Annotated in this window: 15 protein-coding genes and 2 pseudogenes; 15 read left to right on the top strand and 2 right to left on the bottom strand. The window is 76.3% G+C overall.

Annotation, left to right across the window (positions count from 1 at the left end; genetic code table 11):
* The first annotated feature begins 337 nt into the window (after positions 1-337).
* The 4 genes from B7R87_RS02525 to B7R87_RS02515 all read left to right on the top strand — a co-directional run bounded on the left by B7R87_RS02525 (position 338) and on the right by B7R87_RS02515 (position 5,249).
* Positions 338-1,153: a thiopeptide-type bacteriocin biosynthesis protein gene (locus B7R87_RS02525; protein ID WP_006350662.1), complete on the top strand. Its 816-nt coding sequence runs from the start codon at positions 338-340 to the stop codon at positions 1,151-1,153.
* 1 nt (position 1,154) lies between these two features.
* Positions 1,155-3,794, top strand: a complete 2,640-nt coding sequence (locus tag B7R87_RS02520; RefSeq protein WP_130585256.1) for a lantibiotic dehydratase — start codon at positions 1,155-1,157, stop codon at positions 3,792-3,794.
* A gap of 21 nt (positions 3,795-3,815) precedes the next feature.
* Positions 3,816-3,977 carry a hypothetical protein gene (locus B7R87_RS33040; protein WP_164516020.1) on the top strand — a complete coding sequence of 54 codons (162 nt, stop codon included), beginning with the start codon at positions 3,816-3,818 and terminating at the stop codon, positions 3,975-3,977.
* Between the two features lie 72 nt (positions 3,978-4,049).
* Positions 4,050-5,249 (top strand): lanthionine synthetase LanC family protein, encoded by a 1,200-nt coding sequence (locus B7R87_RS02515; protein WP_040916945.1) that lies wholly within the window; start codon positions 4,050-4,052, stop codon positions 5,247-5,249.
* A 26-nt stretch (positions 5,250-5,275) separates the two neighbouring features.
* On the opposite strand, the pseudogene B7R87_RS02510 reads toward B7R87_RS02515, so the two are convergent.
* Positions 5,276-6,480 (bottom strand): annotated as a pseudogene (locus B7R87_RS02510) (hypothetical protein).
* 201 nt (positions 6,481-6,681) lie between these two features.
* Here B7R87_RS02510 and B7R87_RS02505 point away from each other — a divergent pair.
* From B7R87_RS02505 to B7R87_RS02460, 11 genes and pseudogenes are all read left to right on the top strand, one after another.
* Positions 6,682-7,662 carry an ABC transporter substrate-binding protein gene (locus B7R87_RS02505; protein WP_040916946.1) on the top strand — a complete coding sequence of 327 codons (981 nt, stop codon included), beginning with the start codon at positions 6,682-6,684 and terminating at the stop codon, positions 7,660-7,662.
* On the top strand, positions 7,659-8,705 hold the full coding sequence (locus B7R87_RS02500) for a FecCD family ABC transporter permease (RefSeq protein ID WP_130585255.1): 1,047 nt from the start codon (positions 7,659-7,661) through the stop codon (positions 8,703-8,705). Before B7R87_RS02505 ends, B7R87_RS02500 begins: the two co-directional genes overlap by 4 nt.
* Positions 8,702-9,712 carry a FecCD family ABC transporter permease gene (locus B7R87_RS02495; protein ID WP_006350671.1) on the top strand — a complete coding sequence of 337 codons (1,011 nt, stop codon included), beginning with the start codon at positions 8,702-8,704 and terminating at the stop codon, positions 9,710-9,712. The genes B7R87_RS02500 and B7R87_RS02495 overlap by 4 nt, the downstream gene beginning before the upstream one ends.
* Positions 9,709-10,636, top strand: a pseudogene (locus tag B7R87_RS02490) (ABC transporter ATP-binding protein). Before B7R87_RS02495 ends, B7R87_RS02490 begins: the two are co-directional and overlap by 4 nt.
* A 56-nt stretch (positions 10,637-10,692) precedes the next feature.
* Positions 10,693-10,833, top strand: a complete 141-nt coding sequence (gene amiA, locus B7R87_RS33035) for a streptamidine family RiPP (protein WP_006350673.1) — start codon at positions 10,693-10,695, stop codon at positions 10,831-10,833.
* A 395-nt stretch (positions 10,834-11,228) separates the two neighbouring features.
* Positions 11,229-12,281, top strand: coding sequence for a hypothetical protein (locus tag B7R87_RS02485; protein WP_130585254.1), 1,053 nt, complete (start codon positions 11,229-11,231; stop codon positions 12,279-12,281).
* The gene (locus tag B7R87_RS02480) at positions 12,278-13,822 is read left to right on the top strand and encodes a CocE/NonD family hydrolase (protein WP_130585253.1); all 1,545 of its coding nucleotides are present in this window, start codon (positions 12,278-12,280) and stop codon (positions 13,820-13,822) included. The genes B7R87_RS02485 and B7R87_RS02480 overlap by 4 nt, the downstream gene beginning before the upstream one ends.
* Complete coding sequence (locus B7R87_RS02475; protein ID WP_006350677.1) at positions 13,819-15,201, top strand: YcaO-like family protein; 1,383 nt, start codon at positions 13,819-13,821, stop codon at positions 15,199-15,201. Before B7R87_RS02480 ends, B7R87_RS02475 begins: the two co-directional genes overlap by 4 nt.
* Positions 15,202-15,302: 101 nt before the next feature.
* Complete coding sequence (locus B7R87_RS02470; protein WP_130585252.1) at positions 15,303-16,586, top strand: nitroreductase family protein; 1,284 nt, start codon at positions 15,303-15,305, stop codon at positions 16,584-16,586.
* Positions 16,583-18,334 (top strand): ABC transporter ATP-binding protein/permease, encoded by a 1,752-nt coding sequence (locus B7R87_RS02465; RefSeq protein WP_130585251.1) that lies wholly within the window; start codon positions 16,583-16,585, stop codon positions 18,332-18,334. The genes B7R87_RS02470 and B7R87_RS02465 overlap by 4 nt, the downstream gene beginning before the upstream one ends.
* Positions 18,331-20,055, top strand: coding sequence for an ABC transporter ATP-binding protein (locus B7R87_RS02460; RefSeq protein ID WP_130585250.1), 1,725 nt, complete (start codon positions 18,331-18,333; stop codon positions 20,053-20,055). The genes B7R87_RS02465 and B7R87_RS02460 overlap by 4 nt, the downstream gene beginning before the upstream one ends.
* A gap of 54 nt (positions 20,056-20,109) precedes the next feature.
* Here B7R87_RS02460 and B7R87_RS02455 read toward each other — a convergent pair whose 3' ends face one another.
* Complete coding sequence (locus tag B7R87_RS02455; protein WP_006350681.1) at positions 20,110-20,589, bottom strand: universal stress protein; 480 nt, start codon at positions 20,587-20,589, stop codon at positions 20,110-20,112.
* Positions 20,590-20,592 lie beyond the last annotated feature (3 nt).

The following is a 20,592-nucleotide window of genomic DNA, read 5'->3' as shown; positions in this document are numbered from 1 at the left end:
CGGTCCGGAACCGTAAGCCCGGGACGGAAAGGAAGAAAACCCTGCGACGGCCTTCTCGGAGCCGTTCCGGAATTCTCTGCCGTCGGTTTTGAAGGCTTCTCCGGACGCGATACCGACGCCTTCCTCTCATATGAGACGGCGATGGTGGGAAACATTCCCCATAGGCAATCCGGAACGTGGCACGAGGGTGTTTGTGAATTCTGGATAAAGAAATCCCGTGTGGTGATCGCATGATACGACTAAATCCGAGATCAGTTTGAGTGCCATGGATATCAGGAAATTGAATCCATGAGAAGAATCGCCACGCCGCACCGCTCCCGCAGCAAGGAGGTGGACAATGCCGGATGTCGAGTACCCCGAGGACCGCTGGGTCCAGATCAACCTCAGCACCGTCTACCCCCTCCCGCCCGCGCTCTACGGCGACATCGCCGATCTGGCGCAGGAGTTGCTCGACGGGCCCGCGTGCGAGTTCTTCTTCATGCACAAGCCGCCCGGGCTCCGCCTCAGGTTCCAGGCGCGGCGACCCGGTGATGTATCCGGACTCCGCGCCCAACTGATCTCACTAGCGGGTGCGTTCGGGGGTGCCGTCGCCACGGTGTACGAGCCCGAGGCGTATCTCTTCGGCGGGCCCGCCTCCATGCCCCATGTCCACCGCTTGTTCACCGCCGACGCCCTCGCCTGGCTGGACTGCCACCGGCAGGGCGCCACCCGGCAGCCGCTTGCGAGCTGGCGGATCTCGCTGCTGCTGCTCCGCGAACTCCTCGACGGGCTCCGCATCGTGGGATGGGAGCACCGCGGAGTCTGGGACGTCGTACGGACCGAGACCGGGCGGTCCCTGGAACCCGACCCCGAGCCCGGGGCCGGCGGACGGCTCCGGGCCGAGCAGGGCATCCGCGACTGGTGGGGGCGGCCCCGGGAGAGCGCCTTCGCCGCGCTGCCCGAGGAGTGGCGGCCCCGGATCGCCGCCCACGGCGAAGCCGTCCGCAGTGCCGCCGACGCCTGGCGAACCGGCTACTTCGAAGCCGGACAGGCGGTACGCGGACCCCGGCGCGCCGCCGCCTACGCCGCGATCTTCCACTGGAACCGGGCCGCGCTGCCCGCCGCCCGGCAGTGTCTGCTGACCGAGGCCCTCGCCTCCGACGGGGTGGTGTGACATGCCGGACCACGACAGCCCGCCGCTGCTCGGCAGCACCGCGCTCGTCCGGATCGCCGGGGTGCCGTGCGCTCTATGGACCGCCGCGGGCAATCCCCGCCTCTCCGAGCGGCTCGCCGACCACGCCGACGACGCCGACCGGAGGGCCGCGCGCTCCCGGCGGCTCGCCGTCGCCCTCGGTGAGATCGTGCCCGACCCCCGGCTGGCCGATGCCGAACGCCACGCCCTGCTGGCCCTGCGCAGGCGGCTCCACTCCGGTGCGGCGCCCCGGCCGGGGGAGTGCGGGATGCTGACCCGGCTGCCCGCCGTGCCCTGGCCGCTGGCCCGGGAAGCCGGGGAGCTGCTCAGAGACGCCCGGGCCGCCGCCGCGGCCCGGTCCGCCCTCGAACGCGAAGTCGCCGGTGAGCGCGAGCGGGTGGGCGCGCTGGCCTGGCGGCTGCTGGACGAGAGCCCCGTGCTGCGCGCGTTCGTCGACACTGCGAGCCCCGGGCTGACCGCGGACATCGCCCGGATCCTCGCTGAGGGCGAGGGCTGGACCGGCAAGAGGCTGCGGAAGCGGTCCGGATATCTGTGGCGGGCCGTCGCCCGGGCCGCCGTGAAGACGACCCCCCGGGGCTGGGCCTGCCATATCGCCGCCGTACCCGTGGCGGACGACCCCGCCGGCAGCAACGGACAGCCCGCCGGAGTCCCCGGCCCGGACCCCGTGCACCCTCCGTTCGGCCCGCCCGCCCGGCTCCTGCCGCCGGGAGCGGCCGTCGGCGCGCTCGCCGCCACCGCCGCCGAGAACGTCCATCTGCTGCGGACCCGGCTCACCGCCGCCGACCCGTGGGAGGCCGACCCGGCCACCCCCTTCGCCCCCGCCGCGCTCCATATGACCGACCCCGACGGCCGGCTCCGCTGCTACGGCGTCGACCCCGCCGACCCCACCCGGACCCGGCAGGTCGCCGTCCGCCGCACCCCCGTACTCGACACCGTCCTCGGCCTGCTCGCAGCGGGCCCCCGCACCCTCCCCGACCTCGAACGGGCCGTCGCCGGACCCGCCGGAGCCTCCGCGCTCCACCGCTTCCTCGGCCATCTCGTACGGCTCGGAGTGCTCCAGCCCTGCGCCGCGCCGCGCCGCCACACCGGATCCTGGGTCCCCGCCCGCGACCTGCGCCGCCCCGGCACCCTGCCGCACCCCGCCCGCACCGGCCGGACGGACGACTGGTTCGTCGACTCCTACCGCACCCTGGACGCCACCGTCCCCCGAGCCGCCGCCGACCGGGTCCGGCACGCCCTGGCCGTCGCCGCCCGGCTGGACCGGCTCCGCCGGGACGATCTGGCCGCCGCACCCGGCCACGGCGCCGGTGCCCGGGCGGCGGCCGAGGCCGTCGGAGAGGAGCCGCGCCCGCTCGGAGCCCTCCTCGCGGATCTGCTCGATGCCGAAGGAACGCCCCCGACCGCCCTCACAACCCTGTACCGCTACCCGGGCTGGCACCCCGCCCACGATCCCGCCTCCGGCTACGCCCGCCTGCTGGCCCACCTCGACCGCCACCGCGACGACACCACCGTCGACATCGGAGACACCCTCCTCGACAGCCTCGGCGCGCCGCCCGCCGCCGACTCCCTGCCCCCGTGGCCGCTGGACTGTCTGCTGCGCCCGCTGCCCGGACCCGCCGGGCCCGTCGCCGTCCTCGAAACCGCCTCCGCCGCCCATATCCTCGACGCCCGGTTCGCGGAGGCCCTGCACACCCTGCACGGCGGCCACCGGAGCACCGGCGCCTACCGCGCCTTCCTGGCCGCGGTGGAACGCCGCAGCGGCACCCGCTTCGTCGAACTGCTGCTGCCCCCGTCGGGCGAGCGCGCCGCCAACGCCGTCCGACGGCCCGTCACCACCCGCTGGTGGACCGGCGATCCCAACCACGCCGCGTACTGCCCGCCCGACGGCCCCCCGCAGCAGTACCTCCCCCTCGACCGCATCACCCTGCGCCGCACCCCCGGCGCGGGCTTCGTCGCCGAAGCGGACGGGGTACGGCTCCTCCCGGTCCACCACGCCACACGCGTCCCGCTGCCCCCGTACGATCTGCTCGCCGGGCTGCTGCTGCGCGCGGGCCACCCCGCCGCCTCGACCGCCCTGCGGCTCGACGGGTACGCCGCCGCATATCCCGGCACACCCGAGACCGTCCGCACCCCGCGGCTGACCGTCGGCGGTGACCTCGTCATCGCCCCCGCGACCTGGCGGATCCCCCGGGAACGGTTCCGGCCCGCCCGGGACGGCGACTTCACCCGGGCCCGCGCGCTGGCCGCGCTGGCCCGCGCCGAGCAACTGCCGCGCTGTGTCCTGCTGCGGCCGTCCACCGGGGGCAAACCGCTGCCCGTCGATCTGACGTCACCCACCGCGCTCACCCTCGTCGAACGGCTCTGCGCGACCGTTCCCGGCGACGACCTGCTCTTCGAGGAGATGCTGCCCGGGCCCGACCGGCTCACCCTGCGCGACGCGGCGCACCACGGCGCCGCCGTCGCGGGACAGCTCCTCCTCACCCTCGCCCCCACCAGGGACCCCGATGAGCTGGCCGCGCTCGCCGCCGCCGCGCTCACCCAAGGCGTTCCCGGTCCCCGCACACCCTGTGCGACGGCCACCGGGACGGTCACCACCCCCTAGAAGAGAACGAAGGAGAACCCCATGCCCGTCGCCGAAATCACCGAGATCACCGACCTCGACGCCCTCATCGAGCAGCTCGACGAGCGCGTCACCACCGCCGACTCCGGCGCCGAGAACATGGCCGACACGGTCGGCATCTGCACGTTCCTCGCGTGCACCGCCATCCTCGGCATCTGTGTCTGATCCGATCCGGACCGACCGAGTCGCCCGGCCGTGATGACCGGGCGGCTCACCGCGCCCCCTTCCGGAGCACCCATGCCACCGCGCCTTCCGACCCCTCCGGACTTCCGGCAGCCCCTCGGGCGGGCCGTCGGAATCCTCCACGGTTTCACCGCGGGCTCCGCCGTCGCCTGCGATCCCGGAGTCCCCGTCCTCGCCGCCCTCGTCGCCGCCACCGACAGCGGGAGCGGGTCCGGAAGCGCGGCATCGGCCGCGCGCCGCGCCGTGGCCGCCTGGGTGACGACCGTCGGCCGTGGCCCCGGCCACCATGCGCTGTACAACTCCGGACTCGCCGGAACCCTCGTCGGACTGCACCACGCGGCCGCCCTCCACCCCCCGCTGCTGCGCCTCGCGGACCGGCTCCGCGGCCATCTCCTCACCACCGCAGGACAGCGCCCCTGGCGTACGGAGCAGGTCGCCCTCCCGGACTACGACCTGATCAGCGGCCCTTCGGGAACCCTGCTCGCCCTGTACGCCACCTCGCCAGTACCCGCCCAGGCGGCCCCGCTCGTCGACCACCTCGTGGAGCTCTGCGACTCCGCCGCCCTGCCCCGGCTCCGTACCGGCCCCTACGAGAACGACCCCGACCTGCACTGGCTGCACGGCCGGATCAACACCGGTACGGGGCACGGCGTCGCCGGGCTGACGACGGCCCTGACCGCCGCCGTCCGCCGGACCGGCCCCGAACCGCGGCTCGTCCGCGCCCTGCGCCGTACCGTCGACTGGCTGGTCCGGCAGTCGTTCACCGACGACCGCTCGGTCCGGAGCTGGGCCGCGGCCGGACACGACGGCACCCCGCCCGCGCCCGGCCCCTGGCCCCGGCAGGCCTGGTGCTACGGCAACCCCGGTGTCACCTGGGCCCTGTGGGACGCCGCCGACGCCCTCGGCGACGAGCGGACCGCCGCCTGGGCGGCGACCGCCTTTACCACCCTTGCCGACGCCTACGACCCGGACTACCACCTCTACGGCGAGCTGCCCGCCGACCGCCTCGGGATCTGCCACGGCGCGGCCGGTGTGCTCGCCGTGGCCGATGCCTTCGCCCGGCACGCCCGCCTCCCCGCCGCCGCAGGCCTCCGGACGGAGCTGCTGCGCCATCTGGAGGCACGGCTCCCCGAACTCGACGAGCCGACCTGGCACCCCGGACTCCTCGGCGGTACGACGGGGGTTCTGGCCGCCCTGCTGACCGCGGGCCACGGAGCGTCGCGGTCCTGGCTGACCTGCCTCGGACTGAGGTAGCCCGGCCCCGGCACCGCGCGTCCGGCTCAGCGGCCCACCGGATCCCCTTCGGCGCCGTCGCCGGGGGCGGTCAGGGCGAGCAGCCCGCCCTCGTCCAGCGCACCGGGGACGGTCAGGGTGCGGACGACAGCGCCCGCGGCCGCGTCGATCAGATGGACCTCCCCGTGGCCGCCCCGGGAGACGGCGATCAGATCGTGGCCCGGTGAAGCGGCCACGGCCCGCCGCTGCACCCCGTCCCAGGGGGCCGAACCCGGGCGCGGGGCACCGGACATCGGGGGGAGCGGGACGCGGGCGGTGATGCGGCCGGTGTCCGGGCGGAGCACGATCAGCTCGTCGCCGTCCGGGTGGATCCGGGCGAACGCGAGATACCGGGCGGCGACGGCGAAGCGGAACACCAGGCCCGGACCGAGCGGGGTCCGGCCGCTACGGCCCGAGTCCGGTCCGTACCACCAGGCGCAGTTGGTCCACTCGGGCCACCGCCCGGGATCACCGGGCCCGCCCCGTACCGTCGACCACAGGGTCCGCCGCACCGGGTCCAGCCGCAGGTAGTAGCCGCGGCCCTCACCGCCCCAGGGGAGCGGCGCCTCGGGAACCAGGGCGTCGCCCGCCCGGCGCGCCCGGTGCACGCCCTCCCCGGTGGCCGCGAACAGCAGCCCCGAGACCGGGTCGTACGCATCGCCGTGCCCGTCGTCCGGCAGCGGCAGCCCGTACCGCGGTGCCACGGGCGGACACGACGGGGGTGCCGACTCCAGCGCCGCCCAGGGAAACACGGCCAGCGCCCCCGGTTCGCGGTGCCGCAGCACCACCCAGGTGTCCCCGGGGACCGCGCCGTCCGGCGGGGCACCAGAACGACCCCCGGTTCACCGGTCCGGGTCCGTACCCGCACGGCGCGCGGCCCGCCGTCCGCGCCGAGGTCGACTGCGGTCAGCAGATCGCTCCAGGGTTCCTCGTTCCGGCCGAGACCGGTGGTCACGGCGATCCGCAGGCCCGCGGGATCGGCGGCCAGATGCTCCGCCGGTACGGCCACGGGCGCGGTCGCCGTGACGAGCGGGCCGTCCCGGTCCGGTCCGTACGGGTCGAGGACGACCAGTTCGCCCGCCCGGTCGTCGACGAAGGCGGTACGGCCCCCGGGCAGGGCGAGGAATCCGGCGTGCTCGGCGGGGTGCCGGCCGGGCAGGGACGCCGTCTCCCGGCCGTCGGACGGGTCGAACACCCGGAGACCACCGGCCACATGGTCGGCGACGAGGAGGCGGGGTGATACGGGCGCGGCGGACGACACGGGCGACTCCGGAGGGTGGGAAACCGAGCATTACTGAAAATGATTATCATGTGGCCCGTATCGTGCGTCGCGGTAGGCGGCGCGCGCAAGTGGTTCCGGACGGCCGGATCGACGCGACCGGACGGAATTCGAAACGGACATAGGGGAGGAATCATGAAACTGCGAACGAGGGTCTGCGTGGTGCGCAGACTGGTCGCCGCCGCCCTGGCGGGCACCCTGCTGGCCGGGTGCGGCACAGCCGCGAACGACGGCGACGCGGCGGGGGAGAAGGGCGAGGCCACGGACATACGGGTGGCGCCCATCGCCCCCGCGCGGACCGTCACCGACGGCAAGGGGGTACGCATCACCACCGCGAAGCCACCCGAACGCATCGTCTGCCTGGTCGCGCTCTGCGACGACATGCTCGTCGAGCTGGGCCTCGCGCCCGTCGCCACCAACTCCGCGCTCCTCGCCCACCCCCGCTTCCTCGGGAAGGCGCGGGCAGCGCGGATCCCGCAGATCCCGGGCGGCTTCCTCAGCCCGGAGACCGAAGCAGTGCTCTCCCACCGGCCCGATCTGGTGATCGGCCTCGCCGACACCCACGGCAGGCTCGCGCCCGCACTCAAGGGCGCCACCGTCTTCTGGCCCGTCCAGCCCGGCGACTGGCGGGACAGCATCCGTCATCTGCGCGAGCTGGCCGCGCTCACCGGCCGTACCGAACAGGGCGAAGGGGCCGAGCGGCGGTTCCGGGAGAAACTCGCCCGCGCGGAGCAGAACCCCAGCGAGCGGACCAGCCTGATCGTCTTCGGCAGCGACGAGAACTTCGGCGTCGCCACCCCCGGCACCGACGTGACCGCCGGACTCTTCCCGAAACTGTCGCACTACCCGTGGCAGAGCCGCGGCGCGCAGGGCAGTTACAGCCTGGAGGAGATCCTCGCCCGGGAGGTCGACGTCCTGTTCGTCGAAACGCTCTCCTTCGGCGGGGCGCAGGACGGCGCCCTGTCGCGGAAACTGGCGAAGAACCCGCTCTGGTCCCGGATCCCGGCGGTCCGGGAAGGGCGGGTGTACGAGGTCGACGCCGAGGTCTGGGCCAAGGGCCGCGGCACCCGGTCGCTGGGCATCGTGATCGACGAGGCCACGGCGAAGCTGCGGTGAGCGGGCGCACCGTCCTCGCGGCGGGCGCACTGACGGCGGCGGTGTGCGGCGGGCTCGCCCTCGGCACGCCGCCGGTGCCCCCGGCGGAGTTCGCCGACGCGTTCGTGGTCACCGAACTCCGGCTGCCCCGGCTGGTGCTGGCCCTGATCGCCGGTGCCTGTCTGGGGGCCGCCGGGCTCGTGCTCCAGGAGGCGCTGCGCAATCCGCTGGCCGTCCCGGAACTCCTCGGTGTCTCCTCCGGGGCGGCCCTCGCGGTCGCCGGGCCGCTCGTCCTCGCCGTCTCCGTACCCCTCGCGGTCCAGCCCTTCCTCGCGATCGGCGGCGCGGCGGCGGGCGGGGCGCTCACCCTGCTCGCCGCGGGGGCCGCCCGCGGCCCCTCCGCCGTCCTGCTGTGCGGAGCGGCCGTCGCCGCCGGGCTCCAGTCGGCGCTGCTGGTCCTGATGGTCCTCGCCGACCAGCTCGACCTCCAGTTGATCCACCGCTATCTCCTCGGCAGCCTCTCGGCCCGCACCTGGGACGATGTCACCGAGCTGACGCCGTGGCTGGTGGCGGCCGTACCGGCACTGGTGCTGTGCGCCCCGGTGCTGTCGGTGCTGAGGCTCGGCGACGACGACGCCCGGGCCCTCGGGGTCCGGGTGCACCGTGCCCGGACGGCCGCGCTCGCCGTCGCGGTCGTGCTGATCGCCCCCGTGGTCGCGGTCTGCGGCCCGGTGGCCTGGGTCGGCTTCCTCGCCCCGCATCTGGCGCGCAGGCTGGCGCCCGGCAAGGACGCCGTGGGGTGGCTGCCCTGGTCCGCGGTCTGGGGTGCGCTCATCGTGGCCTGGGCGGATCTGCCCGCCCGGCTGGCCCTCGCGCCCGTCGAGACACCGGTGGGCGCCTGGACCGCGCTGCTGGGGGTGCCCGCGGGCGTACTCCTGCTCAAACGGCCCCCGGCGGCGGACCGTTCGAAGGCGCCGCCCACCGGCATCCGGGTGCCCGAGGTGCCCGCCGGTAGGAACAGCCCGCACGGAGTCCCCAGGAGCCGCCGCGGAGGTGCCGAATGAGACGTCTGCTGCTGCTCCTCGTGCTGGTGGTGGCCGCCGGATGCGCCGGAATGACCGCCGGGCGGGCCCTGGGACCCGCGGGGGTCTGGGAGGTGCTCATGGGCGGCGGCTCACCCCTCGACCGGCACATCGTTCTCGAACTGCGGCTGCCGCGCGCCCTGGTGGCGCTCACCGCGGGTGCCTGTCTCGGGGTCGCGGGCATCGTGCTCCAGTCCGCGCTGGCCAATCCGCTCGCCGGACCCGAAGTGACCGGCGTCGCCCCGGGCGCGGTCCTCGGGGCGGTCGTCGCCTCGGGCGCCGGGCTCGCCGGCTGGCAGTCGCCCGGGGCCGTGGTGGTCGCGGCCGTCATCGGCGGCTTCGCGGGAGCGGGGCTGCTGTGGCTGCTCACCGGCCGCGAACGTGCCGACCCCTTCGGCACCGCCGTCTACGGCGTCCTGGTCTCGGCCGTCCTGTCCGGGGCGACCGCCATGGTCCTCCTGGCCGCCCCCGGCGAACTGGGCAGCGTCGTCCAGTGGCTGGTCGGCTCCACCGAGGGCCGGGTCCACGACCACTGGAACCTGCTCTGGCCCTGGGCGCTGTGCTGGCTGCTCGCCGCCTGGGCCCTGGCCGCGCCGCTGACCCTGCTGCGTTGCGGCGAAGACGAGGCCGCAGCCCGCGGACTGGCCACCGGACGCCTCCGGCTCGCCGCCCTCGCCTGCGCCGTCGCCCTGACCGCCGGGGCGGTGGCCACCGTCGGCGCCCTCGGCTTCGTCGGACTGCTCGTCCCGCACCTCGCGTTCGCGCTGTACGGAGCCGACCTGCGCACGGCCCTGCCGGGTGCGGCGCTCACCGGAGCTGCGGTGGTCGGCGGGGCGGACGCCGCCGCCCAGGCGCTGTCCCGGCTGCTGACCGGCGTCCTGGACGCCGACCGGCTGAGCGTCCCGACCGGGGCGCTGACCACCTGCGCGGGCGCGGCACTGCTGCTGATCGTGGCCCGCCGTATCCGTGAGGAGGAGACATCGGCATGAAGGAAACCGGTCGGGAACGGGGGCCGGGTGCGACCACGGCGGACCGCGAAGGCGGGAAGGCGCCGGATTCGCCGGACGGCCGGGCCGCCGCGGACGGCGGGGGAGTGGTGGTCCGGGCGGAGGACGTCCACTTCGGCTACCCCGGACGAGAGGTCCTCCGCGGGGTGGAGCTGACCGTACGGGACGGCGAGTCCGTCGCCCTGATCGGCCTCAACGGCTGCGGCAAGAGCACCCTGCTCAGGCTCTGCGCCGGGCTGCTGCGTCCGTCACGGGGCCGGATCCGGCTCGACGGCGACGACGTCGCCCGACTGGCCCGCCGTGACGCGGCCCGGAAGGCCGCCCTGCTCCACCAGTCGGCGCAGCCCGCCGCCGGAATGACGGTGCGTCAACTGGTCTGCCAGGGGCGGTACGCCGCCCGGGGGCCGCTCGGCATGCTGCGCGGCGGCGACGACGCGGTCACCGCGCGGGCCATGGCCGACGTCGGGGTCGCGGTATGGGCGGACCGCCCGGTGGCCTCCCTCTCCGGAGGGGAACGCCAGCGGGTCCGGCTCGCGATGGCGCTCGCCCAGGACACCCGGGTCCTCCTGCTCGACGAACCCACCACCTTCCTGGACCTGCGCCATCAGCTCGATGTGCTCGCGACGGTGGACCGGCTGCGCCGCGAACGCGGTCTGACGGTGCTGATGGTCCTGCACGACCTGGGCCAGGCGGCCCGGTTCGCGGACCGGATCGTCGCCCTGAAGGGCGGTGTGGTGGCCGCGGACGGCCCGCCCCGGGAGGTCGTCACACCCCAACTGCTCGCCGGGGTGCTGGGGGTGGCCGGACGGGTCGGCACCGATCCCGAAGGCGGCTGGCCCGTCTGTTACCCGGATCACCCCGTGCCGATCACCGAAGGCATTGCGGAATGAAAATCATATTCATTAAGGTGGGGATGTGTTCGCGACCGCGGGCACATCCGTAGGACGAAAGGAATCCACGCCGTGGACCAGCACAAGGTGTTCGCCCCGATCGCCGACCCGGCGCAGCTCGCGCACCTGTCGGCCAGCCACTGCAACGCGCTCGTCGAGAACCCGTTCGACGACGCGGCCGCTGCGGACGTCGAGGCCGACGCCGGCGAGTGACGCCCCCTGCTTGACCGCTCAGCCGCATGACCGTTTGACCGTTTGACCGGACGGCTGCCGGGCGCCGCCTCCCCGAGCACGCCCGGCAGCCGTCCGCCCCGCCCCGTCCGGGGGATTGCACGGCACTCCCCGGCCCCGGCGGACCCCCGCCGCGTGGCCGGACCGCGCACATACGACCCCGCCCGGCCGCAGGGCCGGGGACCCGCCGCCCCACGGCAGGCCTCTCCGGTCACAGCACCGGCCGGGCCCGGAGACCGCCCGGACAGGACCCGGCCGGGGGCCCGGAGGGAAGGCCCGGCGGGTCTCGGCCCCGGAGGCCGAGGACCGAACCACAGAAGGAGCGCCGGGACCGGCGCGAAGTCGCGCAGCATCCGCCCGAGCCGAGGAGCCCGATCGTGAACACCCCCCGCCTCAACCCCGGGACCGCCCTGGTTACCGTGCCCGGCAGGGGGCTGGCCCTGCGTACCCCCGACGGCACCTTCCTCCGGGTCGACACCGCGGACGTTCCCGAGGCGGACCTCGTCCGCCTGTTCGGCGGCGGGCCCCTCGCGGCGCCGGAACCGCCCCCCGCTGCCGGGCCGGTCCCGGTACGGCGGACGGTCTCGCCGCCCCGTGACGCGCGTCCTCCGGCCGGGCCGACCGGTGAAGGCCCGCACGGCCGGGGCCCGGTGCCCGCGCCGCCGTGCGACGGCGCTCCCCTTCCCGTACGGGACGCCGCCCCGGTGCCCCGTCCCGCACGCACCGCCCCGGACCCCGTCCCCGCATCCGGCCGTATGCCCGCACCCGCTCTTGACCGGCTGCTCGCCGCCTTCGAGGACGCCGGATACGCAACCCGGGACCCGGACCCCGCCACCGACCGCCCCCTCACCGGAACCACCCTCCTCCTCCTGGGCGATCCGGTGCTCACCCGCCCCGTGGCCCGGCTCGCCCGCGCGGCCGGTGCCGAACCGGTGCCCACCGCCGCGGACGCCCTCCCGGCCCGGGCCGTCGCCGGAGCCCGTACCGCCGTCGTCTGGTGCCTCGACCGCCCGGTACCCCCCGGGCTGTGGGACCGCGCCGACCGGCTCTCCCGCGACGGTGTGCTCTGGGCGCGCTGCCACCGCGAGGGCGCCGAAGCCTGGCTGGAACCCCCGGCCGCCGGACCGTACGGAACCACCTCCGCCGATATCCGGCTGCGCCGCCTGGCCGCCACCCCCGCCCACCGCGAACTCGCCGCCTACTGGGCCGGATCACGGACCCCCGACAACGGCCCCCGGCACACCGAAGCCACTGCGGTCTTCACGGCCGCCCTCCTCGTGCACGACCTCATGACCCGGCTCCTCCTCGGCCCGGACCGGACACCCCCGGTGCTGCGCCGGATCGACCTCCGCGATCTGACCACGACCGCGCACCCCGTCCTCCCGGTCCCGGAGTGCGCCCCGCTCCCGGCCGGACGGAACACCCCGTGACCCGGACCGTCCGGGTGCCCTCCGGCGGGGTGTTCCTCGCCACCGACGTCCACCTCCCGCCGACCGGTCCCGCCGGACACCCGTACCCGGCCGTCCTCGTCCGCACCCCCTACGGGCGCAGCGCCCACCGGCACGAAGCCCGCGCCTGGACCGCGCTCGGATTCGCCGCCGTCGTCCAGGACGTCCGCGGACGGTACGGCTCCGGCGGCGACTGGCGGCCCTACACCCACGAGGAGACCGACGGCGCCGCGACCCTGCGGTGGATCCGCGGCCGCCGCTGGAGCAACGGACGCGTCGTCGCCGCCGGATCCTCCTACGCCGCCTACTGCGCCCTGGTCACCGCGGCCGGGGGCAGCGACGGCGTGCCGCCCGACGGGGTCGTCGCCGCCGTACCCGCGCTCGGCACCGGCGAGACCGCCCGGGAACCCTCCGGCGCCGAACGCCTCCTCGGCCGGGCCGGCTGGTGGGCCGCGCACGGCGACCGCGCCGACTCCGACCCCGCCGCCCTCGACCGGCTCCTGTCGAAGGACCCCGGCCTCCTCGCCCATCTCCCGGTCGGGGACCTGCCCGCCCGCCTCGGACGCGCCCTGCCCTCCTGGCCGGGCATCTGGCAAGCCCGCCGCACCGACCGCATCGTCCGGGACGCGCCCGCCGCCCGCATCCCCCTGCTCGCGATCGGCGGCACCCACGACCCCTTCGCCGCCGACACCCTCGCCCTCTGGCGCGCCTGGGGCGGCCCCGCCGGGCTGCTCCTCGGACCCTGGGGCCACCGGCTGGCCCGGGACCCCGGCCCCGGCGCCCGTCCCGAACACCGCGTCGACACCGGCGGACTCACCGCCGACTGGGCCCGCGCCGTGTGCGGGGGCAGCCCGCCCGCGGGCAGAAGCGGCGCCGTCGCCCTCGCCGGAACCCCGCACTGGTTCCCGGCGGACGCCCTCGTCGAGCCCGCCGCCGCCCGCCGCTTCCCCCTGGCCGCCGGGCCGCTGGACGTCACCCTGCTGTACGGTGCCGACTTCCGCGCCGACCCCGCCCGCCCCGTACGCTCCGACGAACTCCGCGCCGACCCGCCGCGGACCCCGGACGAACCCGCGGACCGGGCCCTCTTCGTCACCGCGCCCCTGACCCGCGACACCGACCTCCTCGGCCCGGCCGCCGCCGAACTCCACGCCACCGCCGACACCCCGGCCGCCGACTGGTTCGTCCGCCTCGTCGCCCTCGACCCGCAGGGCCGCGCCGAACCCCTCGCCCTCGGCACCGCCCGTACCACCCGCCCACCCGGCACCTGGTCCACCGTCACCGTGCCCCTCGGCCCCCTCGCCCGCAGGCTGCCCGCAGGCACCCGGATCCGGATCGAAGCCACCGGACACCACTTCCCCGCCCACGCCCGCAACCCCCACACCGGGGAGGACCCCGTCACCGCCGTCCGGCTCCTGCCCTCGCACCGGACCCTGCGCCCCGGCGCCTGCGCACTGCTGCTGCCCGTCACCGAACTGCGCGGCTCCGGCGCCGTACCGGACCTCTCCCAGGAGATACGCACATGACCACCGCGACCGCCCCCGCACCGCTGCCCATCGGCCATCTCACCGACCCCGTCTGCGGAATCGTCCGCGACGTCCGGCCCGTACCGCACCCCGCCGGGGCCCCGCCCCGCTACACCGCCATGACGGCGGACGTGTCCGACGCCCGCCGCTTCGGGGCCTGGCCCGCCGACCGGGTCTCCCTCGGCACTACCTTCGGCGACCCCGAAGGCGCCCGGATCGCGGCCGTCGCCGAGGCCGTGGAACGCTACTGCGGCAACCGGCTCCCGCCCCCCGGCCACCCCCGGGCACCGCGCCGGGCCACCGCCGCCGAACTCACCGCCGAAGGGCACCGGGTGTACGGGCCGGGCGAGGTACCCGCCTACGCCGACTGGCAGTACGCCCGCCCCGGCTTCCCCTACCGGCCCCTCACCCCCGACACCCCCGCCCTCTGGACCCCCGCCGACGAGAACGGGCAGCCGTGCTGGGTGCCCGTCGCCCTCTCCCATCTCAACTGGCGGCAGGGCCCGCTGCGGGAATTGCCCCGCACCCACCACCTCAACTACGCGGGCATCGCCACCGGCCGGGGCCTCGACGACGCCGCCGAACGCGGCCTCCTCGAAACCGTCGAACGCGACGCCCTGGAACTGTGGTGGCATCTCGAAGGACCCACCCGCGGCATCGACCTCGACTCCGTACCCGGACTCGCCGACGACCTCGCCGGCTGCGCCCTGGAGATCAGCGCCGTCGAACTGCCCTCCGAGTTCGCGCCCTGCGCCGCCGCACTCGTCCACGACCCCCGCCGGGGCCTGTACGCGGCCGGGTTCGCCTGCCGCTACGACCCGGCGGAAGCCGTCCGCAAGGCCGTACTCGAAGCCGTCCACACCTGGGTGTTCACCCAGGGCACCACCGACCCGGACGGCTGGGTCTTCCGCGCCGTCGACGCCGGACTGCTCGCCCGCGGCCTCTACTTCGACCACCGCGCCGACCGGCGCTACCTCGACGACTGCGGCGACGACTTCGCCGCGGTACGGGACCTCGGCGCACAGGTGCAGGTGTGGCTCGACCCGCGCACCGCGCCCCTCGCCCGCCGGTTCACCCGGCCCGCCCTCGGCACCGTCCCCGTCACCGACATCCCGGCCGGTGACCGGGACCGCCTCCGCGCCGCGCTGGCGGAGCGCGGACATCGCGTCCTCACCGTCGACCTGACCACGGAGGACGTCGCCCGCACCGAACTGCGCGTGGTCCGCACCCTGGTCACCGGGCTGATCCCGAACGCCCCGGCCGCCTTCGCCTACTTCGGCAGCCCCCGGTTCGCCACGGCCGCCGTCGAACGCGGCTGGCGCGCCGAACCACCCACGCGTGCGGATCACTTCACGCTCGTTCCGCCGCCGCACATGTGAGGAACACCCCGATGCAGGCTGCACCGACAGCCGACCGACCGGCGACGCGGGCACGGCCGGCGGCGAACGGCCCGGCCCTCCCGGAGGCGCCCCGGGCGGCGGTGCCGACCGTGACCGCCGCCCTCGCCCTGGCCCGTTCGGCCCGGAGGCCCGGGCCCGATCTGCCGTACCGGCCCGTCGCCCCGCACCGGCGGGACCGGGGCCTGCCCGTGCCCGCGGCACTGGACCCGCTGCTGCGGAACTCCGTCGCGGGCGGCCGCTTCCGGCCCGTCCCTTCCGCCGGGGCGCTGCACCCCGTCGCCGTACGGCTGCTCGCCGGACCCGGCGCCGGACTGCCCGCCGGACAGTACGCCTACGAGCCCGGCACCCACCGGCTCCATCCCCTCCTACCCCCGTCCGCGCCCGTGGCCCGCGGCGCCTTCGCCGTACTGGAAGTCGCCCCCGAGCGGACCGTCGCCCACTACCGGCACCGGGCCTGGCCGCTGACGCTGCTGGACACCGGGCACACCGTGGCCGCCCTGGTGGCCGCCGGAGCCGGGGCCTACTGCCTCGACCTCGCGGCCGGAGCCGTACCCCCGCCCCCGGGACGCCGTACCGACGGCATACCGCTGGCCGTCGTCCGGCTCACCCCGGACGGCGAACTCGGCGGCGGGCCCGCCGCCCTCCCGGGCCGGGACACGGCCGCACCCCACCCCGATATCGCCGCGGCACGCGGAATCCTGCGGCTGCTCGCCGCCGCGGGAGACCGGCACGGCACCTGGTACACCGCACGGAGGTCCGCACACCCGGACACTCTCCGGGCCCGCCGCAGCGCCGAACCCGCCGCCCTCGCCACCGGCCGGCCGCCCACCCGGGAACAGTTGCTGCGTGTACTGACCGCCGCCCGGGCCGCGGCACCCGACGGGCCCGAATGGTGGCTGGCGGTCGGCGGCAACCACCCCGCACTGCTGACCGGAACCGGAACCGGAACCGGAACCGGAACCGGAGGCCGGGCCGGAACCGGAACCGGAGGCCGGGCCGGAACCGGAGCCGGAAGCGGTCTGCGTACGGAAGCCGTGGGGCCCGTCCTCGACACCCTCGCCCACTGGGCCGCGGGCCAGGGCTGGATCGCCCGCACCGGAGCCGTCCTCCTCGCCGTCGGCTGCCCGTCGACCGCCCGACCCGCCCGGATCCGCCGCGACCATCTCCTCGCCGGATACGGCATCGGACACGCCCAGCTCGCGGCCACCGCCCTCGGCCTGCCCGCCCGGCCCGTCGGCTCCTGGCAGAACGCCGACCTCGGCGCCGCACTCGGCGCCCCCGCGAACCGCCGGTGGATCGTGCACGGCCTGGCACTCACCGCCCCCCCAGGGCCTTTGACTTCAGAGGAGACCGATCCCGGATGATGCTCCACCCCGAACTGCTGCGCGCCGCCCGCCCCGCGCGCCGCCCCCTCGCCCTGGCCACCGCGCTCCTCACCGCGATCGCCGCCACCCACACCGCCCAGGCCGTCCTGCTCGCCCTCGCCCTCGCCGCCGTCGCCCGCGGCGACACCGGCCCCCTGCCCGCCCTGCTCGCGGCCGTCGGCGGGGCCGCACTCCTGCGCGCACTGCTCACCCCCTGGCAGCGCCGGACCGCCGTCACCGCCGGAGCCTCCGCCCGGACCGGGCTGCGCGACCTCCTGCTGACCCGGCTCGGCGGCACCGGCCCGGTCCGCGCGACCGGTGAACGGGCCGGGGCCCTGCGGGCCGTCCTCGTCGACGGCGTCGAGGGCGCCGACGCCTACCTCTCCCGCTACCTGCCCCAACTCGCCGTCACCTGCGCCCTGCCGCCCCTGCTGCTGGCCGCCGTCGCCGCCGTCGAACCGCGGGCGGTGGCCGTGCTCGCGCCCGCACTCGTCCTGGCCCTGCTGGCCCCCCGCTGGTGGGACAAGCTGCTGGCCCGGCGCGGACAACAGCACTGGGGGGCGTACGAGGCCCTCGCCGCCGACTATCTGGAGGCCCTCCAGGGCATGGCACCGCTCCGCGCCGCCGGGGCCACCGGCCGCACCCGCGCCCGCCTCGCCGCCCACTCCGACCGGCTCCACCGGGCCACCGTCGCCAAACTCCGGGTCTCCCTCGTCGACACCGGCATCACCGACCTCGCCGTCCAGGGCGGCACCGTCGCCGCCGTCCTCGTCGCCTGCTGGTCGGCCGGCTCCGGCAGCGCGGCCCCCGCCGAGACGTATCTGCTGCTGATGCTGGCCTCCGAATGCTTCCGGCCGGTACGCGACCTGGCCCGCGAATGGCACTCCGGATACCTCGGGATATCCGCCGCCGACGGCATCGCACGGCTCCGGACCGCCACCGGCGGCCCACCCGACACCGGCACCCGCGACCGGCCCTGGACCACCGCGCCCGCCCTCCGCTTCGACGACGTCCGCTTCACCCACCCGGGGGCCGCCGCGCCCGCACTCCACGGCGTCACCTTCACCGCGCCCGCCGGACGGACCACCGCGATCGTCGGACCCTCGGGAGCCGGCAAGACCACCCTGCTCGGCCTGCTGCTGCGCCACGCCGACCCGGACGGCGGCCGCATCAGCGCCGACGGCGAACCCCTCGCCGCGTACACCCTCGCCGCCCTGCGCCGCGGGATCGCGGTCGTCTCCCAGGAGACGTACCTCTTCCCCGCCTCGGTCGCGGAGAACCTGCGCCTGGCCCGGCCCGGCGCGGACGACGCCGAACTCCGCACGGCCGCCCGGGCGGCGGGCATCCACGACGAGATCCTCGCCCTGCCGGACGGCTACGCGACCGCCGTCGGTGAACGGGGCGCCGCCCTCTCCGGCGGCCAGCGCCAGCGCATCGCCCTGGCCCGCGCCCTGCTCGCCGACGCCCCCGTCCTGGTCCTCGACGAGGCGACCAGCGCCGTCGGTGAACGCGCCGAAGCCGGAATCGTCCGGGCCCTGGCGGCCGCCGCGCGGGGACGCACCTGCCTCGTCGTCGCCCACCGGCTGGCAACGGTCCGGCACGCGGACCGGATCGTCGTCCTCGACGGGGGCCGGGTCGACGCCGTCGGGGACCACAGGACGCTGCTCGCGGCGGGCGGTCTGTACGCACGCCTGGCAGGCGCCGCGACCGTGTACGCCGGGGAACCGGCCGGAAGGAGCGCACGATGACCCGGACCACCACCGGGATACCCGAACGCGGCGCGCTGCGGGCCCTGCTGCCCGTCCTGCTCGCCCACCGGGCCACCACCGTCCGCACCTTCGCCGCCGCGCTGCTCTCGCAGTCCGCGCTCGTCGCCCTGGTGGCCCTCGCCGCCCACACGGTGGGCGCCGCCGTCACCGAAGGCACCCCGCCGGATCCCGGGACGGTTCTGGCCCTGACCGGTCTCGTCGTCCTGCGGGCGGTCGTCACCTGGTGGGAGATGGACCTCTCCCATGATCTGGCCTACCGCGTCCTGGCCGAACTGCGGATCCGGGTCTTCGACGGGCTCGCCCGCAGCGCGCCCGCCCGGGTCGAAGGCCGGGAGAGCGGCGATCTCGCCTCGGCGGCGCTCGCGGACGTGGAAGCCCTGGAATTCTTCTACGCCCATGCCGTCGCCCAACTCGCCGCGTCCGCAACCGTGTTCGGGGCGGGCGCCGTCGTCCTCGGGGGAGTCGAACCGGGGCTGCTGCCACCCGTCCTGCTCGCCGCCGGACTGCTGGTCCTGCTGCCGCTGCTCGACGGACGCTCCCGGGCCCGCCGCGCCGCCCGGACCCGGCAGGCGGCGGCCCGGCTCTCCGCCCGTACCGTCGAAACCGTCGACGGGCTGCCCGAACTCCTCGCCTTCGGCGCCCTGGACCGCAGCCGGGAGCGGCTCCGGGCCGACGGCCGCGAACTCGGCGGCGCCCAGCGTGCCGAACAGACCTGGGAGGCCGGATCGGCGGCGGCCCGCGATCTGCTGGTGACCGGTGCCGTCGTGGGCGTCGTCGCCGTCGCCGGACACCAGATCGGCGGAGCCTGGGCCCCGGCGGCCCTCGCCCTCGCCCTCGGTGTCCTCGCGCCCGTCGCCGACGCGACGGCCGCCGCCGGACAGTCGAGCGGGCTGCGGGCGGCGGCCGCCCGGGTCCGGGCCGCCGTCCACGCCCCCGCGCTCGCCCCGCCGCCCGCCCGGCCCCGTCCGATCCCGGACGGACCGCTGGAGGTACGGTTCCGGTCCGTCCGCGCCGACTACGGCGGCGATCCCGTCCTCACCGGGCTCGACCTGAGCGTGCCCGCCGGGACCCGGCTCGCGCTCACCGGAGTCTCCGGCGCCGGCAAGTCGACCTGCGCCCATCTCCTGGCCCGTTTCTGGGATCCGGCGCACGGCGGTATCGAACTCGTCGGCACCGACGGCACGGCCGTCGACCTGCGCGCTGTCGACGATGCCGAACTGCGGCGCACGGTCGCCGTCGTCGGCCAGGACACCCCGCTCTTCCACGGCACGCTCGCGGACAATCTGCGGCTGGCCGCGCCCGGCGCCGGGGACGGTGAGCTCCGTGATATCGCCCGGGCCACCGGGGTCGACCGGATCGCCGCCGCTCTCCCCGACGGCTACGAGAGCCTCGTCGGTGAACGGGGCACCACCCTCTCCGGCGGCCAGCGGGCCCGGATCGCCCTGGCCCGGGCCCTGCTGACCGGCCCGAGGGTGCTCGTCCTGGACGAGACCACGGCCCGGCTCGACGGCGTCGGGGACGCGGAGGTCCTCGACGCCCTGCCGCGCTGTACCGTGCTGCTGATCGCCCACCGCCCGGCGACGATCCGCCGGGCGGACCGGATCGCGGTTCTCGACGGCGGCCGGATCGTCCAGCAGGGCACTTGGGAGGAGCTGACGGGGGCCCCGGGCCCGTTCACCAGGATCACGGCCCGGGACTGAACCGGCTGGTGCAGGATCCGCGGGCCGGTGCAGGCCCCGGATCCGCGCCGCCGTTCAGCCGCCCGGTCCCCGCGGCGGCCCCGCGGGGGCGTCCGGCCAGACCAGCAGGACCGGGCAGGGCGCGTGGTCGACGACGAAACGGGTCGCCGGGGCCAGGCTGTGCGGGCCCGGACGGGAACGGTCGCCGTCGCGGGCGCAGACCAGCAGATCGGCCTCGGCCGCCGCGTCCGTCACCGTCCGCTCCGGTCGGCCGGTGACCGACCGCCGTTCGCAGGGGCGGCCCAGCCGGGCCGCCGCCGCGTCCAGCAGCTCCCGGGAGAGGTCCGCCGCGAGCCGGTCGATCCGCGCGGCAGGGTCGAGACCGGCCGGTGCGGCCCGGCCGAGGAGTCCCGCACCGGCCGCCCGCGCCGTCTCCGCCGTCTCGGGGTCGGTGACGTGCAGCAGGACGGTGCGCCCGTCCGCGGGGAGCTGATCGCGTGCCGCGTCGGCGCACGCGGGCCAGGTCCCCTCCCTCAGCCAGACGACGACGGCCATACG

Origin of the sequence: Streptomyces tsukubensis (assembly GCF_003932715.1) — a bacterium.
GTDB lineage: Bacteria > Actinomycetota > Actinomycetes > Streptomycetales > Streptomycetaceae > Streptomyces > Streptomyces tsukubensis.
The sequence above is the reverse complement of the archived record's forward strand: the minus strand, read 5'-3'. Positions and strand labels throughout refer to the sequence as shown.

What these genes read in the sequence shown, in the direction of transcription:
- B7R87_RS02455 (WP_006350681.1), bottom strand. Translation starts at nt 20,589, where the DNA reads ATGGCCGTCGTCGTCTGGCTGAGGGAGGGGACCTGGCCCGCGTGCGCC.
- B7R87_RS02495 (WP_006350671.1), top strand. Translation starts at nt 8,702, where the DNA reads ATGAGACGTCTGCTGCTGCTCCTCGTGCTGGTGGTGGCCGCCGGATGC.
- B7R87_RS33040 (WP_164516020.1), top strand. Translation starts at nt 3,816, where the DNA reads ATGCCCGTCGCCGAAATCACCGAGATCACCGACCTCGACGCCCTCATC.
- B7R87_RS02525 (WP_006350662.1), top strand. Translation starts at nt 338, where the DNA reads ATGCCGGATGTCGAGTACCCCGAGGACCGCTGGGTCCAGATCAACCTC.
- B7R87_RS02465 (WP_130585251.1), top strand. Translation starts at nt 16,583, where the DNA reads ATGATGCTCCACCCCGAACTGCTGCGCGCCGCCCGCCCCGCGCGCCGC.
- B7R87_RS02475 (WP_006350677.1), top strand. Translation starts at nt 13,819, where the DNA reads ATGACCACCGCGACCGCCCCCGCACCGCTGCCCATCGGCCATCTCACC.
- B7R87_RS02520 (WP_130585256.1), top strand. Translation starts at nt 1,155, where the DNA reads ATGCCGGACCACGACAGCCCGCCGCTGCTCGGCAGCACCGCGCTCGTC.
- B7R87_RS02460 (WP_130585250.1), top strand. Translation starts at nt 18,331, where the DNA reads ATGACCCGGACCACCACCGGGATACCCGAACGCGGCGCGCTGCGGGCC.
- B7R87_RS02505 (WP_040916946.1), top strand. Translation starts at nt 6,682, where the DNA reads ATGAAACTGCGAACGAGGGTCTGCGTGGTGCGCAGACTGGTCGCCGCC.
- B7R87_RS02515 (WP_040916945.1), top strand. Translation starts at nt 4,050, where the DNA reads ATGCCACCGCGCCTTCCGACCCCTCCGGACTTCCGGCAGCCCCTCGGG.